The sequence below is a fragment of the Anabaena sp. PCC 7108 genome, assembly GCF_000332135.1.
GTDB lineage: Bacteria > Cyanobacteriota > Cyanobacteriia > Cyanobacteriales > Nostocaceae > Anabaena.
Genome location: NZ_KB235896.1, coordinates 2,380,923 through 2,397,799 on the forward strand (window position 1 = coordinate 2,380,923; position 16,877 = coordinate 2,397,799).

Below are 16,877 nucleotides of genomic sequence, written 5' to 3' on the forward strand. Positions count from 1 at the left end.
TAAGTTGAATACTTATCATTTAGACTGACGCGGAGACGCGGGGACGCGGGGAGACGCGGGGACGCGGGGACGGGGAGACACGGGGACACGGAGACGCGGGGACGCGGAGAATTTTTTTTGATAAGTGATTAGGCGGACATAATATCAATTAGTTCTTGACAGACTAGTAGGTTTTGCTGAAAAAGTTGGATGAAAGGGAACAGAAAGACTTTAAGAACAAGATTGTTGCCAAGTTTGTTTTTTCTCAACGGTTTGCTGTTCCCCAGGAGGAACTGTACGCTCATCCATAAAGTAAATATCTAAGTTTTTTAAATGTTGATTACCCGTGTGTTGAGTATTCCAATGACGACATAGATACTCACCATAAAAAGGATAAAGCTTTTTACCAATTGCTCGATTGAGATTAATAAAATAAGTGCGCCATTGCATATTATGGTAAATAGCACTTCTCACACCCAGACTAGGTTTATCCCAATTTACAGGATTCCCATTTCTAAAAATATCAACTTCGCTGCCATCTTCAAGTCGTCCAGGAATTATATGCCAACCATCATCTCTGGGAGGACTTGGGGCAAAAATACTCCATGATTGATCAAGACGTGTAACCCTACCAATAAATGCAGTTTGTTCCCAAATTTTTCGTTTGAATGAATCGGGAGAATAACTACTAAAGTTCCAAATTAAAGTGTAGATTAGTAAGACCACAGCTAGAATATTCAAAAAGCGTGATTTACGAACTTCTAGAGGACGAAATTTCAAAGGTTTAGTAAAATTGCCAGCGAATTTGCGGTTAGTTGCGATCGCTTCATAAAATTTTGTTCCTCCTGCCATGACTGGTTTCCAACTCAAAAATGGTACTAGAAACCTAAATATTGGCGAAAGACTAACTACATAAATAATTCCTTTAAATTTGAAGTATCGGTTGCCTTGATAATCTTCAATTACCCAGGAATTATGGGTTTGCATATCCGCACAAATATCTGGATATTCCTGTGCCATTAATAACGGAGTTCCTGGTAAAATCAACAAAGTCCGTAATATATGTACAACTTTTTTACAGAAACCACAATCAGCATCAAAGTAAATAGTTAAACCTTGACGTGCTGGATTTTGGATGCGCTTTTCCAGTACATTCCAAAAAGAACTGGGGAGGAATGCTAACCAACTAAAAATACTCAAAAATGGGAAAATACCGATATTCAAAGTTAAGGCAAATCCGGCATGAAGTCCAATAAAAGTGATAATGGCACACATCCGTAAAAGGTCGTTACGGAAAGGAATAAATATCACCAAAGGACCAATCCATTCCAACACCAAAGTAATTTGTGTAAATACTTTTAAAATAGGTTGAAAATTTAGGAGAAAATGACCAAAAGGAGTGACGTATTGATCAAAACTCAAAGCATAATAAACGGCACTTCCATCAATCCAGACTGGGCTTTTCGTCTTAAATGCGGCTGAGAAAATATAGATAAAGCACTGTTGACACATCAAGGCCAAAGTAGCACCAGAAAACACTCGTTCTGGTAACTGACGATGAGAAGTGTTGAACGCACTATCCAGCGAATAGCAAGCTCCCCAAGGCAGGAACATAGCCCAAAACATGAGAGCGCGAAGGACATCATCTGCGGCAAAAATCAGGGCTGGATTGCGATTGTGGAGAGAAATCAGCAATACCCAAGAAGCGATAGTTGCCACTCTAGTGCGATAACCCACTAACATGAGAATTGCGAAGAATGCTGCGATCGCAAATAATAGTATCTGAAAAATTGGTTCTCCACTAATCGTATGTAAAGACCAATATCCAGATTTGGCAATTTCAGCCAATATAGACCGAGGAAGCACCCCTAAATCAGAATAGTGGGCGGTGAGATCCCCAAAACGTGTGCATAAATCAGTGAGAATAATTAAAGATATGCCAATTCTGAAAGCTGCAAGCGATCGCAAATCTAATCCTAAGACAGTTTCTAGATTTTTTCCCAAAAAAGTTTTTGATGTTTGTTTGTGAATAGTCATAATTTTTTTTTAATCAACCGCGAAGGCGCGAAGGACACGAAGGAAGAAGGAAAATAAGTTTTTTTATTAGGAATAAAGATAGTAGGATTTTACTCTCTGCGTTTGGATCATGAGCATAATTTATCGTTGCAGTAGCTTTTTCATCCCTCTAACTATCCATCTTTTAGCTACCTCAAGTTTATGTTTGAGAGTTGGTAAACGTTGAATATAAACTCCTGTGCGAATAATTCCCGCTAGATTACCATGTAGGGTAATACCAAAGCTATAAACTACAGCATTCTTAATACCCAGGGTTAGCATTTCTCCTAAGTGCAAATAACTAAATGACTTTAATTTACGTCCTGTAATTTTTGCCCAAATATTACGAGCAGCACGGGGGGCTTGCTGAAAAGCAGCTTGGGCTGTAGCGGGAGATTCGTTACCTTTAATATCTCTAATTTCTGCTAAATCTCCTAAGACAAATACATGAGGATATCCGGTTAGTTGTAAGGTTGGTTTAGCAATCAATTGTCCTTGTTGATTATGTTGACAATTTAGCTCTTTTATCCATTGAATTGATTGATTTCCTCCTGTCCATAATACTAAATCTGTTTCTATATGGCGCGTTTTATCTTGGGAGTTAATGATAATTTTATTAAAGTTAATAGCTTCAATATTAGTATTTAAATTTATCTGTACACCACGTTTTAGTAAAGCTCTGTATGATACAGTACGACTACTTTGAGAGAAAGTTTTTAGAATTTCATTACCTCTATCAATTAAGTGAATTTCTCCTCTTTTTTTTAATCTGTCTGCTAACTTACAGGCTATTTCTACGCCATTTGGACCAGCACCTGCTATAGCTATGCGAATCACAGGAATATCTGAAGCTTCTAAAAAAAGTAACCGTTTCTTTAAACATTCAGCATCGGCTAAAGTGCGAAAAGTTTGGGCGTATTCTAATGCTCCTGGAACTACATCTAACCGCGTTTCTTTACCAACAGATAACACTAAATAATCGTAATTTACGATTTCTCCGTTCTGTAAATTTACCAATTTTTGTTCTAAATCAACTCCTTGAATTTCCGCTTGATAAAATTTGGCACTACTACCTGCTAACAACTTTTTATAAGCTGGTGCAACTTCCCAATCATGTAACTCTCCAGTCACCACTTCATAGAGTAAAGGAGTAAATACAAAATGGTCACGTTGTTCCACCAGCGTAATTTCATATTTGTATGGACATTTAGCAAACTTTCCCAATTGTAAAGCCGTATAAAGCCCACCAAAACCACCACCCAAAATACAAATCCGCAGCGGTTTATAATTACTAACAGATGGTTTTTCAAACTGACCTTGCTGATGAAATTTATCGTCTATTTGATACATAGCTTAATAATTATTAATTAATACAATATGGCGTTTCCTAGTCTCACGAAGTACAAAATCATCTGCGTTTATCTGCGTTCATCTGTGTTCTATTCTTACCGCTTGTACCTCACTTGAATGGGAATTGCTATATTTTTCTAATACTGCACTTTCGCTTTTCTCTCTGTGTCTGAAGCTTGAGCCAAAAAATTTGTAATTCAATTACGAATGATATTGACTGCTTTCAACTGCTCAACCAGTTCAGTAGTACGGATACGGCGACCGCTGGGATTAAGATGATAGTGAGTATCAGCAAACAGACTAGAATCTGTTTTCACATTTAAGGTATTTTTGTCATAAAGTACCGGGGCAATTTTACTTAACTCCTCTGCTGTCTTGCGGATATTACCTAGAGTTTTCGAGTCAGTGCTGCCATAAATCCAGGAAAGTCCTAATACTAAAGTTGCACCCTTAGATTCAACTTCCTGTTTAAATTGCTGAATGCGCTTGAGAGAGTGGGGAGAAACACTATCATTAATCGTCAATGACCACCATTTGCTCTTAGTCCGCTGCTTCATTACGGTTGGATCACCGTTAGCTGTAATGGGATCTGAATAATAGCCAGTTAGATGACCTTTTTCCACAACATCAAAAGATGATTTTGTCAATGCTTTGAGAGTGGGTAAACCTAACGACATCAGGTCTTGAGCTAGTTGTTTAGCGGGTATATTCCCTAATCCGGGTTTACCGATAGCCGCACCAAACTGACCAGAGCGATCGCCAAAACCGTCATCATCTAAAAGCAGTAGATACTCTGGAATCAGCACCACAATATCGCCTTTTTTAATCACATCAGAGACGCTGGCCAAAATTACATCTAAGCCCACAGGACCATCGGTGGCCATGTTGAGAGTAGGAATACCCACATCCTTTTGCATCAGTCCTGCATCTACGGTGTAGTGCGCTCCAGAACCTCCAACAATGAGAATGCGTTGGGGGGCTTGGACTTCCTTAGCTAACGCCATTTTCTGCTCATACATGATCCGCAGCCAGCTAAGTTCACCACCATAACGGGCATTGTAGAAATAGCCTACACCCCAAGTTAAACCTGCGATCGCTAACCAACTAGAGAGTCTCAAAAATTTATTCATTAGCTAAAACTCAAAGTAGATGAACGGAGAAGGTGCAGTAGCAGCTAACAAGATAGTCAGAGCAAATAGTATCCGCGACATCCACGGAGAAAGTAATATATCGTATTCACACTCCCGTTGTTGCCAAACGCCAATTTGTTCCATCAACAAAACTCCCATTGCCAGTAACAAAGCTAATGCCAGAGTTCCCCCCCCATTGGCATTCAAAAATGTGAAAGCCTCACCCAAATTGCTCAGAGAATAATTCCAGGGAGTAACGATAACTTTCAACTTTTCTAGCAACCGATAAGTATTGGTTTCCATGAAAAACAAACATCCCAGAATCACCGAGCCAAAGGTTAAAGCCCAGGAAATAAACTGAGGCATGAGGAACTTTTGCTGAGATAGTAATTTATAAAAAGGTCGTCCGGCATAGCGTATTACTAATAGCAGTAGTCCGTGGTAAGCTCCCCAAATAATGAAGTTCCAAGCCGCTCCATGCCAAAAGCCAGATAGGGTAAATGTAATAAATAAATAAAATGGAGCCCACTTCATATTTCTACCCATTAGCGGTAGAAAAACATAATCCCGAAACCAAGTGCTGAGAGTAACGTGCCACCTGCGCCAAAACTCGTTAATACTTTGGGAAGTATAAGGAGCAAGGAAATTAATGGTTAAGTTAATACCTAGAAATTTGGCTAAACCCAAGGCAATAAAACTATATCCACCAAAATCAAAGTAAATTTGCAGGGTAAATAAAAATGCAAAAAACCAGACTAACCAGGGATTATCAACTTGAGCTACTTTGATGTAGGGTGAAATATTGTCAGCCAAGACAAACTTCATAAATAACCCCAAGGAAAGCCAGCGAAAACCAGCTTCAAAATTATCAAATGTGAATTTAAAAGTGAAATTTTCAATCTGGGGAAAGAAATCAGCCCGACGTTCAATCGGACCTGCTACTACTTGGGGAAAAAATGACGCAAAGTTGACGTAATCTAATGCACTAATCGGTTGTTTCTTTTTACTGGTGTAAGAGTCAACGACAAACGCCACCATTTGGAAAGTGTAAAAGGATAATCCTGGTGGAATTGAACCTAATCCAGGAATATTCCGCGACTGCCAAGTTTCTGATAATCCTGGTATTAATAACCCTAAAACGTCCTCTATAAAGAAGTTCAGATATTTGAAATAGGCCAGGATAGCAATATCTATCACTACTACAACCGTAGCTATTGCCTTGGCTTTCCATCCTGTTTGTCGCAACATCAACCACACCATGATGTAGTTAAAGATGATTTCACAGATGAAAATGGCAAAGCTAGATTTAGAGGCGTTAAGAAACAAGAACAACGACATTGCTGCCAAACCAAAGGCATCAAAAGCACCTTTCCAGAGGTTTAAAGACTTAGCAATATAGCGAACTGTGAAGTAAGGAATGCTGAATAGTATTAGCACCCACCAGAAGGAAAACTCTGAAAAATTCAATTCACCCTGCCTCCGGTCTGTGAAATGCCTAAAATTTAGAGTAATGGGAATGGGTAATTAATAATTACTTCCTATTCCCTGTCACCTATTCTCTTCATCAGCTACCACTAATTTTGTTCCAAAGACCTCCCCAGCCTTTGCCTTGGGAAACTTCTTCTTTAGGTTTGCTAACAGATGCTACTGGCTGGGAAGCCATGGCTTCAGAAGGCAATACACTCAGTTCGCTAACCAAGTAATTAGCTGCTTTTTCAATGGTGGGATAGTCCCAAAGTAAGGTGGAAGGAAGTTCTGCATCTAGCCAATCTTCCATATCACCAACGATGGTTACTGAGTCGATAGAGTCTAGACCATAGCGAGTCAAAGGTTCAGTAACTTTGATGGTTTGAGCATTAATTCCCAATTGTTTGGCAATTTGGTTAATCAACCACCCTTGGATGGTATCAACAGCAGTAGTGGTACTAAGATTGGAGTTGGAGTGTTGAAGTTGCATTATTATTAGCCTCTTGTTGTTGAGATTTTGCAAGTTGGAAAGGAACGATGGAAAACATCCGGTCTTCGCTATACAGTCGGATCAATTCTTGGGTGATTGCCCCGTCGTCGATCCTTCTAGGTAATGCTTTCCCAGGACGAAATGTCAGCATTAGCTTACGCAAGCTAAGTGCTAACCAGTCCCCGCTGGCAAAGAAGTCTCCCAGATGGTTGCGGTTATGAAGCCACGTATGCACACAAGCAGCCGCTACGTGCATGACGCAGTATTGTTTCGCCATATCGAATAATTCTGGCGATTGCTCATGGCCAAACTGGAAGTTGGAAGCTGTAACCTGCTGATCAAAAGCATTTAGCTCCTCCTGTACCATTTCTGTGAAGGTGATGATTTGGTACAGAATATCTGGGTCAAGGTTAGAGTCAGACTTCAAGTCTTGCAGAGATGTTAATGCCAGGTCTAACCCTTGCAGGACATCATCTCCACCTCGATTTACCAGTTCCAGTTTTTTGCCATCAAATGCTGGTAAAGGCTGGGTTTGATCAAAAGTGATTGCCAGCCGTTTTTGTAGTGCTTCTGGATTGCGTCCAGCGTTTTTGGTGCGCGATTTAGCTAACTGACGCAATTGCAATAGCAGAGCATGAAGATTTACGACGGTGCTGCCATCAAACATACTGATAATGGCGTTATCTCGTAAAACTTTTTGGAAAATTCCCCATTCGTGAGCTTCACGCATATAAAAACGTGAGCCGAGAACTACGGAAACGTTCTGCACCACTGTTTCCAAAGTTGTGGTGACAAAGTATTTGACGACTGCGGACCAAACACTGATTTGCTCTGGAATGGAGTTAAATCCACGGGCTACTCCAATGGTGGCACAGTCACAAATTAAAATATCTAGAAACGCATCGGTGAGAGTGCGTTTGGGTTGGGGCATATCGAAAACTGTTTTGCCATACAATTTGCGGTCTAGGGCAAATTTGAGGGTGGTACGCAATGCTGTATCTGCGGCACCTTGAGAAAAGGCTGCACATAGCGCCCTGGTAATTTGAAAGCCTTTCAGTGCTAGTTCTAATCCTAGTCCTTCTGCTCCCAACCGCATTGATTCGGGAATAAAACAGTTATCAAAGCGAATACCACTCATATCCGAACCCCGTACCCCATGAGTCAGGATTTTGGGGAGGTGGCTATAGTTAGCTGGGTCAATTTTGCTCTTTTCTACCATGAATAAGGAAAGGCTACGCGCCCCACCTGCTTCATCAGTTCTGGCTAATACGAAAGATACTCCAGAGATAGTGGCACGATTAATTGGCCATTTTTCCCCATTCATGATGTAGCCACCAGGAACTTTCGTGGCTTGCATATCACCAGCTAATAAATCGCTACCATGTGCTTTTTCCGAATAAGCTAGGCACATAGCACCGTCGGCATCTTTCATGAAGCTGGAAAGAGTCTGTTTTTGTTCCTCTGTCCCTGCCATCCATGTTAAATATGACCAAAACATGGTAGTGAATGCGATCGCTGCGGTTTGATCTCGCCGAGATAAGACCCGCACAAAAGATATAAATTCATCAAAGGTTGTGAATTCGCCCCCGCACTCTGTGGGGATGTAATAGTGTTGGAGTTTCCAGTTATAGAGCCATTGGATAATTTCGTGGGGAAATTCTTCTTTTTCATCCAGGTCTATAACCTGTTTGAATGACATCATACTGTCTGGATTGCCAGGATGACCTAAATCCTGTTCTAGTCTTTGGGCAACCCAATATTGCTTTAATGGCTGCATAGTGTTTTCTTTAGGAGGTAATTTGCACTTGATCTAGCAAGGAATCGATTTCATCTGATAATTTACGGAAGTTGGCGTTAAATTTAGGGTTTTCACTCCAGTTAGCTAATACTCCTAATTCACCTGCGAGGAAACTGGCTTTACAAGCCCGGCGCTGAATTTTGCCACTAGAGGTTTTGAGGACATTACCCGGCTTGGCGAGAACAACCGCGTAGACTTGAAGTTCATGAATTTCGGCGATCGCTTGCTGAATGCTGCTAATTACCTCTTCTGGGTTAAAATCTTCGGGATTGCGTTTGACTTCCTGCACTATTACCAGTCGCTCAACTGCATCTACATCTATGGAGAAGGCTGCACCATAGTCGGGACGGAGGCAAGGATGAAGTTGCTGCACTGTCCACTCTAGGTCTTGAGGATAGTGGTTAGTACCCCGGATAATAATCAGGTCTTTAATCCGTCCAGTGATAAATAATTCACCATTTTTCATAAAACCCAGATCGCCTGTCCGTAGAAATGGTCCCTCCTTGTTATCGGCTGTATAAGCACGGAAGGTACTTTCACTTTCTTCGGGGCGATGCCAATAACCGTCTGCTACACTGGGGTCAGATACCCAAACTTCTCCGACTTCATCAAGTTGGCAACTGGTGAGTGTGTCGGGGTTAACAATTGCTACTTTGGTATCACAAACTAATTGACCACATCCAGGAATAGCCCGTACTCCTTCTCCCCAAGCTGTGGCTTCAACAATTTTGTTTCTTTCAATTTCTGATGTTTTGACTAGGCAGAGTACAGGCGGTTTTTCTCTGGGACTTGTTGATACTAAAAGTGTGTTTTCTGCTAATCCATAAGCGGGGGCGAAGGTTTCCCAACGGAATCCACAAGGAGCAAATTTTTCAAAGAACTCTTCTAACACCCTGGGATTGATTGGTTCTGCCGCATTACCTGCCGCTACCCAACTGCTGAGATTGAGGCTATCCAGTTGCACGTCGGTGACACGCCCAACACATTGCTCATAGGCAAAGTTGGGAGCTTGACTGTGTGTACCCCGATAGCGCGAAATGGCATTAAGCCAACGAAATGGTTGTTTGATAAAAGCTAGAGGGGACATTACGTAGCAAGGATGACCGTTGTACAGTGGCACAGTTAATCCTTCTACTAGCCCGTAATCATGGAAGTAAGGCATCCAAGTGATGGAAACACTTTGTGCATCATAGCCACAGGCTTTTTGTAAATAGCCGCAATGGTGCATGATGTTGTGATGATTGATCATCACTCCTTTGGGAGTGGAAGTAGACCCAGATGTGTATTGCAGATATGCCAGGGTCTCTGGGCTAACTTGAGGATCTTGCCACTGGTCTGCCAGTTCTAAGTCAATGTCTTCAGTGACTATCCAATTTATTTGCTGAAATTCGGGAAAATCTAATTCTGCTTCTTGTAAAATACTTAAAAACCGCTTAGTGGTTAGGGCAAAGGCAGCATTTGCATCTTTGACGATTGCCCGTAACCGAGGCAATGCTCGCTTTAGTCTTCCTGCATCGGGTGGTGGTACTGGTATCGCTATCACACCGCCATAAAGACTACCCAAAAAAGCTGCTATGACATCCAGTCCTTGAGGATAAAGCAATAATGCCCGCTCGCCTTTGCCATTGTGTTGCTGTAAAAGTGCGCCTATGGCACGGGCTTGACGGTCAAGTTCTCCGTAGGTTAACTTGGCTCCTTCTGTTTTTCCATCAATGAGAAACATATAAGCGAGCTTGTCCATCTCATGGGTAGCACGCCAGCGTAGTAGTTCGACCAAGGTAGAGATGTTTGTCATTAGCAAAATTTGGGTAGCGAGGCATTAAGTCATTTCACGACTCCGCAAAAACTGGGAGGATATGAAATTTATGAACCCTTACAACATAGCTCCTGTGTATGGAGTAATACTGTATAGTTATAGTTATGTGTTTAATAAATTCGGCTCTGCGTCAATTATACTCAATACTGACATATAAAACCCCCTTACTGGAGTATTTTCTCGGTGTTTTCACTAAAAAAATAAATTTAACCTCCTCTAGTAATTTCCTATTTCAGTGTATGTCTGTGGCATAAGTATTGTTTTGAAAGGATTTATCATAATTTTGACGATGTAGAGATGAGAGACTATGATAAATTTTTCATGAAAATTATTTTATAGGTGATAAATTCCTACCTTTGTATGGTAAGTGAATTTTTGGGAACCTACCTATTTTGGTTATAGTAGCTAAAATACCCACCCTCGCTTGCGAAGATGGGTAATATTATAAAGTGCTGTTAGCTTTGTTCTGTACGAGATGCTAAGTTCTACTTTTCGGAAAAGGCTACGTAAACAGAGCTTTTACCCCTTGCTGAGTATAAACCTATCTGCTTCAAGGTTTTGAGCAATCAACGGATAAGCTTTATCTCGATCTTGCTGTCTTGAACTAAGGTTAGGGAGCTAGAGCGTTACCCCGAATTAAGCTACCAATGGTTTTGGCAGTAATTTTTAGTTGGGTGATAGGATTAGCTGGAACCACGGTTTTATACAAGTAACTATCGAATGTTAGTTTTTGTACATCCATGTCACCACACATCTCTACAAATGCCTCACGGGTAGCATCGGAACGATAGAAGACACTTTGGAGAATGTCTAATACCTTGTAGGTGAGTCCGTATTTCTTATCCCAACGCTTCAGGTAAATCTTGAGGTCGCCTTCTGTGGGAATTCGCGCACCACTGTTGGAAGCTTCGACAATGGTTTCAGCACACATCCGCCCTGATTTAGCGGCAAAATAGATACCTTCTCCAGAAGACTTGGTAACATAACCAGCCGCATCTCCTACTAAAGCTATACGTCCCACAACACGACGAGGACGGGGATGTTCGGGAATGGGATGCGCTTCTACTTTGATGATTTTACCGCCGGCTAATTTTTCAGAAGCACGGGCGCGGATGCCGGCTTGCAGGTTTTTGATACTGGCTTTGTTGACGTGCATTGTACCAGTACCTACTGCTACGTGGTCATACTTGGGAAATACCCAAGCGTAAAAGTCAGTAGAAACATCATCGCCAACGTACATTTCGGCGAGGTCGTTATAGTAGTCCATTTTGTCTTGGGGTAGACGAATGCGTTCTTGGAAAGCGATCGCATAATTATAATCCCCTGCATCCATTTCCTTAGCAATGCGGGAATTTGCACCATCAGCCCCGATTACTAAATCCACTTTTAGGGTTTTGCCAATCCCCTGCGCCCCACCTTCTGTATGGTCAACATAATGAATGGTATAGGGGTCTGAGTTATTTGTGGGTATATCAAGTTTATGAACTGTGGCATTAATTAAAATTGCGCCTAATTTGGCCGCCCGGTCGCGGAGGAATCCATCCAGCACTTCCCGGCGGCACATTCCTATATATTCATCTTCATTTATTAAATTGATATCAACCTCACGATTTGAAGGCGAAATCATTTTCATCTTCCGCACTCGACGGTCGATGATTTCTGGTGGTAGGTCAAATTCACTCACCATACAGAGGGGAATGGCTCCCCCGCATGGTTTGGCGTTATCGAGCTTGCGCTCAATTAGGTAAGTTTCAATTCCAGCTTTTGCCAATGTCTCAGCGGCAGATGAACCAGCTGGGCCTGAACCAACAACTGCAACCCGTAGTGTCAAAGGTTTTCTCCCAATCTTCACATTTACCCAAAGCATCGTATCACGGTATTTTGGTTGATTTGGCGCTTTCCCTTCAGGTTTTGAGAAAAATGCAATATTCCTTAATATTTCGATATAAAAACTGAGGTTAAAAACCGTCATTAGGATTTATGACTAGATATTAGTTGATGGTAACTAGAAGAATTAACTATTTCATACAGACCTGAAAAAATATGCAAGTTTCAGTTTGGGATTCTTTTACTAGAAAAGTTGGTGTTTCCGCAATTACTGGGTATCAACAACATATTTCCCCTTATAAAGGCTTTACGTGCGCTCACCGAGTTTTGTATGGTGGTGATTCTTGCTCTGGTTACATTAAGCGGGTAATTGCTCAGGAAGGGTTAAAAGCTGGATGTGCCAAGTCCCGTGTGAGATTTCAAAGTTGTAAACAAGCAAATAGAATTCTCAAATCCCAAGCGGAGGAACTAGAACCACCAACAACAGATGAAGATCAGCAAAAAAAGAAACCTCAGCCAATTGCTCCCAAACCATCTTGTCAAAATAATTTTGATGCTGTGGATTTAGGAATTAATTGTGCTGAAATAAGTGGTGATTGTCCAGAAATGCTGAATCTGGTTGATTGTAGTTCTCTAGAATGTGGTGCTATGGATTGTAGTGCGGTTGATTGCAGTTCTCTAGATTGTAGCGTTGCTGATTGTAGTTTTCTCGATTGTGGTGGTTGTAGTTGGTAATTTTCTGCAATCAATTCTGAATATGATATAAATATACAGTAGTCCTACCCGTAAACCGTAGATTAATAGCAGAGGTATAAAACCAGTGGGCATAGTAGTTGAGAATGTCTCTAAGCAATTTGGTAGTTTCCAAGCCGTTGATCAAGTGAGTTTAGAAATTAACAGTGGTTCACTGGTGGCTTTACTCGGTCCATCTGGGTCTGGTAAATCTACCCTGCTGCGGTTAATATCCGGTCTAGAAATGCCCGATAGTGGCAAAATATTATTGACTGGGAAGGATGCAACATATCAAAGTGTGCAAGAACGAAATATTGGCTTTGTATTCCAGCACTATGCTCTATTTAAGCATTTAACTGTGCGACAAAATATCGCCTTTGGTTTAGAAATTCGTAAAGCACCGCAAAAGAAGATTAAGGGAAGGGTCGAGCAGTTATTAGAATTGGTCCAATTAAGTGGATTAGGCGATCGCTATCCGTCACAACTTTCTGGTGGACAAAGACAACGGGTAGCCTTAGCTAGAGCATTGGCTGTAGAACCGAATGTATTATTATTAGATGAACCATTTGGCGCATTAGATGCCAAAGTCCGTAAAGATTTACGCGCTTGGTTACGTCGTCTCCATGATGAGGTTCATGTTACCACAGTTTTCGTTACCCACGACCAAGAAGAAGCAATGGAAGTGGCAGATGAAATCGTGGTGATGAATAAAGGCAAAGTTGAACAGGTAGGGACTCCAGCGCAAATTTACGACCATCCTGCGTCAGCATTTGTGATGAGTTTTATTGGACCTGTAAATGTTTTACCCAGTTCTTCCAAGATTTTTCAAAGCAGCGGTTTCGATTCGGTTAACCCAGAAGTATTTCTGCGTCCACAAGATGTAATTGTGGAAAGAGTTGCTAACGGTACAACCGCACCTGCTAAAGTTAACCGTGTGATTCATTTGGGTTGGGAAATTCAAGTAGAATTAGCATTAGATGATGGACAAATGGTGACAGCGCATTTAACACGTGATCGCTTTGATGAGTTAAAATTAAAACCGCAAGAACGTGTGTATGTAAAACCCAAAGATGCTAAATCTTTCCCACTTTATTATTCTATTTAAAGGAATTTCCAAACTAAATCTAGGAGCATGGTTTAGGTTGCATTAGTAAAGAATTGTCTCCCTTTTGACCTGCTCCATTTTCCCTATAGTCCCCAAGAAATAAACTATCAACCTTAGAGCTGATTATATCAAGTCTGTTTAATTGCTGATCAAAAAAACTCTCCTCATTAGCTCTAATAATAAGTGTTCAACCTGACAAGATATTAGGGGTTGAACATTCGATATTGGGTAATCGAATAGTTTTAATACCAATATCATAATCTATACACTGATAACATCAACCAATAAAATTGACATAATGAAGTTGACAAAAATAGTAAATAGTCAACTGAAACATTCTATGGCATTTGATACTGTTGGTGCTGCTGTCGGTTTTGTTACTCATACCACGAATCGCATTATATCAGCGTTTATTAACCAAACTCTTGTTCAGGAAAATATCGTTAATTTACCTGCTAAAGTTCAAGAAGTTAGACAAGATCAGCGAGTACTTCAGGCAGAAATTGACTATTACAATCGTCGAGAAGCCAGAAAAAAAGAATTCTTACAAATTGAAAAAACAGGTTTAGATGCAGATTTACCAATTTCAGCAGATCAAGAGGTAAAGAATGCAAGATTACAGCAAATTAAGCAAGAAGAAATAGAAGATAGGAGCAAGTTAAGCGTCTTATATCTAGACTTAAGTAGAGAAGCAACTGCTAATGAAATTGGTATTAAACAGAAAGAAATTCAGGGAATTTTTGACCAGCAGAAGTGGCCGGGTGTGTTAAGTCGTGATGAAGCACAAAGAATTTTTGTAGATGAACAGAAGAAACCACGGTTATTAATGTTAGTTCCTCCTCCAGATATTAGCGATGACTTTCCTATATCATTCCGCGATAGTCTCAAAAAAGAAATCCGTAATCAATTAAAACTATTTTTAGAGAAGTATTATCCACTTGGTAGTGATTTCTGTCCTGTAGAATTTTATGGTAAATATTTTGAGCGCTCAGTTTTTGATGCTGAAGTCAAGCAGTTAGAAACGATTTTATCCGCCGTACCAACAGCCATTATTTACACTGATATCACGGACCATGAAGTTTACTTTAATGTGAGATTTTGGGGACTACAAGAGCCAGTATCTTTATCCTTTGAACCTTTGGACTGGGAAGAACTCAAAAGACAACTTGAGGAAGCAGGAAGTGATGAAACTAAGAGTTTGCGAACAATTCGACAGACTATTGTGATTCTGCACAAGCTATTAGCAGCATTTTTAGCAGATTGGTATTACCTGAATATCAACCCTAATTATGAACCTCAGTTATTTAACTTAAGTTCAGATTTTCCTTCAATATGGACTGATAAAATGATGGAAAAGCTCAAATTAATTAGGCAAACATATAGAAATATTTATAACAATGAATTGAAAATATTAGCTAATTCTCAAAAAGAAAGACCAAAATTTTGGCGCTGTGTGAATACACTTTACGGACATTCAGATCATATTTTTTCTGTTGCTGTCAACCCAGATGGCAAGACTTTTGCTAGTGGAAGTGCAGATAAAAGCATTAAGGTTTGGAATATAGAAACTGGTGAAATAATTCATACTTTAACTGGGCATTCAAACTATGTTCGCTCTGTTACCTTTTCCCATGATGGCAAGATTATTGCCAGTGGTAGCGATGACAAAACATTTAAACTATGGCATTCTCTAAAAGGTAAAACATTTATTGAGCATTCAGATGGTGTAAATTCAGTTGCTTTTAGTCCTGATAGTCAAACTTATGCCACTGCAAGTTTAGATAAAACAGTTAAAATATGGGATTTAATCAACGAAAAGTTAATTTATAATCTGATTGCACATGAAAATTCTATTAACTCGATTGTCTTCAGTATTGATGGTCAACATCTAATTAGTGCTGGTTGTGATCAAAGTATCAAAATATGGAATGTAAGAACAGGCATGGTAGATACTACCATTGCCGATCATTCAGAGTCTATTAACACTATAGCTGTCAGCCCTGATGGGAAAACTTTTGCCACTGGTAGTGACAATAACACAATTAAACTTTGGTATCTGGCTACGGGAGAGCTTATTAACACATTTGCTGGTCATACCGATTGTGTAAATAGTATTGCTTTTAGCCCTGATGGTAAGACTTTAGCGAGTTGCAGTAATGATAAAACAATTAGGCTTTGGCATCTAGAGACCAAAGAATTGATTAATACTCTTGTAGAACATTCATTAAATGTTTATTGTGTAGCATTCAGTCCAGATGGAAAGACAATAGTTAGTGGCAGTGCTGATAATACTATCAAAATTTGGCAGTATAATTAATATTGTCAAGTTTTGATGCTGCTAAAGCTGGAATTAAAATTGCATAACTTGGATTTCATGAAGCTCGTTAATCACCACATCTGCGCCTTTAACATTACTTGAATTACCAATCCAAGTAATCCCAATACAACCAGCGGCTTTAGCATTACGTGCCATTTGCATATCACCAATGGAATCACCTACCATGAGTGTTTTACATGGGTCTACTCCCAAAAGTTGGCAAGCTTGCAAAAATAGTAATGGATCTGGTTTACTTGGGCCTTCATCAACTCCCATTTCTAGTTGAAGATAATTGCCTAACTGGTGATGAGCAACAAATTCCCCCACATCTTGGCTTGTGGCTGCTGAGAGGATGCCAAGTTTTAGACCTGCTTCTGATAGAAACTTCAGCGCCTCTAAGCTACCTACAAACAACGGTGAAGGAGTTTTATCAATGTATTGTTCAGCTTCGATTAAAGCTTGACGGGCGATTTTTAAAGAATCGAACCATCCTCGACCTGTTTCAGCTATATATGCGGCGGCGGCAACTTCTGTTTCTCGGCGACTGGCTACTGCTAGTAAACCAGCGGGATCTAATGTATTGCTATTAATACCAAAAGCCATCAATAAAGGTTCCCCAATTCCGGGAATTTGTGCATCTATGATCCGTGCGCCTCTTTGTCCGAGCGATCGCAAATATGCTTGTGAGTCTTCTAAAGTACCATCTTTATCAAATAAGATTGCTTGAATATCAGAAAACGTGATTTCTCTACATTTAATAGTTGCCATGTTATAACAGGAAATAGGGAACAGCTTTAACAGTCCTTTTGTC

12 protein-coding genes are annotated in these 16,877 nt (G+C 40.3%); 3 read left to right on the forward strand and 9 right to left on the reverse strand.

What is annotated here, in order from left to right; genetic code table 11:
- Positions 1-210: 210 nt before the first annotated feature.
- The 8 genes from ANA7108_RS0111535 to chlP all read right to left on the reverse strand — a co-directional run bounded on the left by ANA7108_RS0111535 (position 211) and on the right by chlP (position 11,916).
- Positions 211-2,016, reverse strand: coding sequence for an HTTM domain-containing protein (locus ANA7108_RS0111535; protein ID WP_016950946.1), 1,806 nt, complete (start codon positions 2,014-2,016; stop codon positions 211-213).
- Positions 2,017-2,136: 120 nt separating this feature from the next.
- On the reverse strand, positions 2,137-3,384 hold the full coding sequence (locus tag ANA7108_RS0111540; RefSeq protein ID WP_016950947.1) for an NAD(P)/FAD-dependent oxidoreductase: 1,248 nt from the start codon (positions 3,382-3,384) through the stop codon (positions 2,137-2,139).
- A gap of 197 nt (positions 3,385-3,581) precedes the next feature.
- Positions 3,582-4,514 carry a hypothetical protein gene (locus ANA7108_RS0111545; protein ID WP_016950948.1) on the reverse strand — a complete coding sequence of 311 codons (933 nt, stop codon included), beginning with the start codon at positions 4,512-4,514 and terminating at the stop codon, positions 3,582-3,584.
- Between the two features lie 3 nt (positions 4,515-4,517).
- The gene (locus ANA7108_RS0111550; RefSeq protein WP_237741508.1) at positions 4,518-5,951 is read right to left on the reverse strand and encodes an MBOAT family protein; all 1,434 of its coding nucleotides are present in this window, start codon (positions 5,949-5,951) and stop codon (positions 4,518-4,520) included.
- Between the two features lie 127 nt (positions 5,952-6,078).
- Positions 6,079-6,471 (reverse strand): acyl carrier protein, encoded by a 393-nt coding sequence (locus ANA7108_RS0111555; protein WP_016950951.1) that lies wholly within the window; start codon positions 6,469-6,471, stop codon positions 6,079-6,081.
- Positions 6,440-8,248, reverse strand: a complete 1,809-nt coding sequence (locus ANA7108_RS0111560; RefSeq protein WP_016950952.1) for an acyl-CoA dehydrogenase family protein — start codon at positions 8,246-8,248, stop codon at positions 6,440-6,442. The genes ANA7108_RS0111555 and ANA7108_RS0111560 overlap by 32 nt, the downstream gene beginning before the upstream one ends.
- Positions 8,249-8,258: 10 nt before the next feature.
- The gene (locus ANA7108_RS0111565; protein ID WP_026104129.1) at positions 8,259-10,064 is read right to left on the reverse strand and encodes a fatty acyl-AMP ligase; all 1,806 of its coding nucleotides are present in this window, start codon (positions 10,062-10,064) and stop codon (positions 8,259-8,261) included.
- 631 nt (positions 10,065-10,695) lie between these two features.
- Positions 10,696-11,916: a geranylgeranyl reductase gene (gene chlP, locus ANA7108_RS0111570; protein ID WP_026104130.1), complete on the reverse strand. Its 1,221-nt coding sequence runs from the start codon at positions 11,914-11,916 to the stop codon at positions 10,696-10,698.
- Between the two features lie 212 nt (positions 11,917-12,128).
- Here chlP and yidD point away from each other — a divergent pair, with 212 nt between their 5' ends.
- From yidD to ANA7108_RS0111585, 3 genes are all read left to right on the forward strand, one after another.
- Positions 12,129-12,647, forward strand: a complete 519-nt coding sequence (gene yidD / locus ANA7108_RS0111575) for a membrane protein insertion efficiency factor YidD (protein ID WP_016950955.1) — start codon at positions 12,129-12,131, stop codon at positions 12,645-12,647.
- Positions 12,648-12,732: 85 nt separating this feature from the next.
- Entirely contained in the window at positions 12,733-13,749 is a 1,017-nt protein-coding gene (locus ANA7108_RS0111580; protein ID WP_016950956.1) for a sulfate/molybdate ABC transporter ATP-binding protein, read from the forward strand.
- Between the two features lie 340 nt (positions 13,750-14,089).
- Positions 14,090-16,066 carry a WD40 repeat domain-containing protein gene (locus ANA7108_RS0111585; RefSeq protein WP_016950957.1) on the forward strand — a complete coding sequence of 659 codons (1,977 nt, stop codon included), beginning with the start codon at positions 14,090-14,092 and terminating at the stop codon, positions 16,064-16,066.
- A gap of 33 nt (positions 16,067-16,099) precedes the next feature.
- Here the strand turns inward: ANA7108_RS0111585 and ANA7108_RS0111590 are convergent, their stop codons facing one another.
- A complete protein-coding gene (locus tag ANA7108_RS0111590; RefSeq protein ID WP_016950958.1) occupies positions 16,100-16,834 on the reverse strand; it encodes an HAD family hydrolase in 735 nt (244 codons plus the stop codon).
- Between the last annotated feature and the right edge of the window lie 43 nt (positions 16,835-16,877).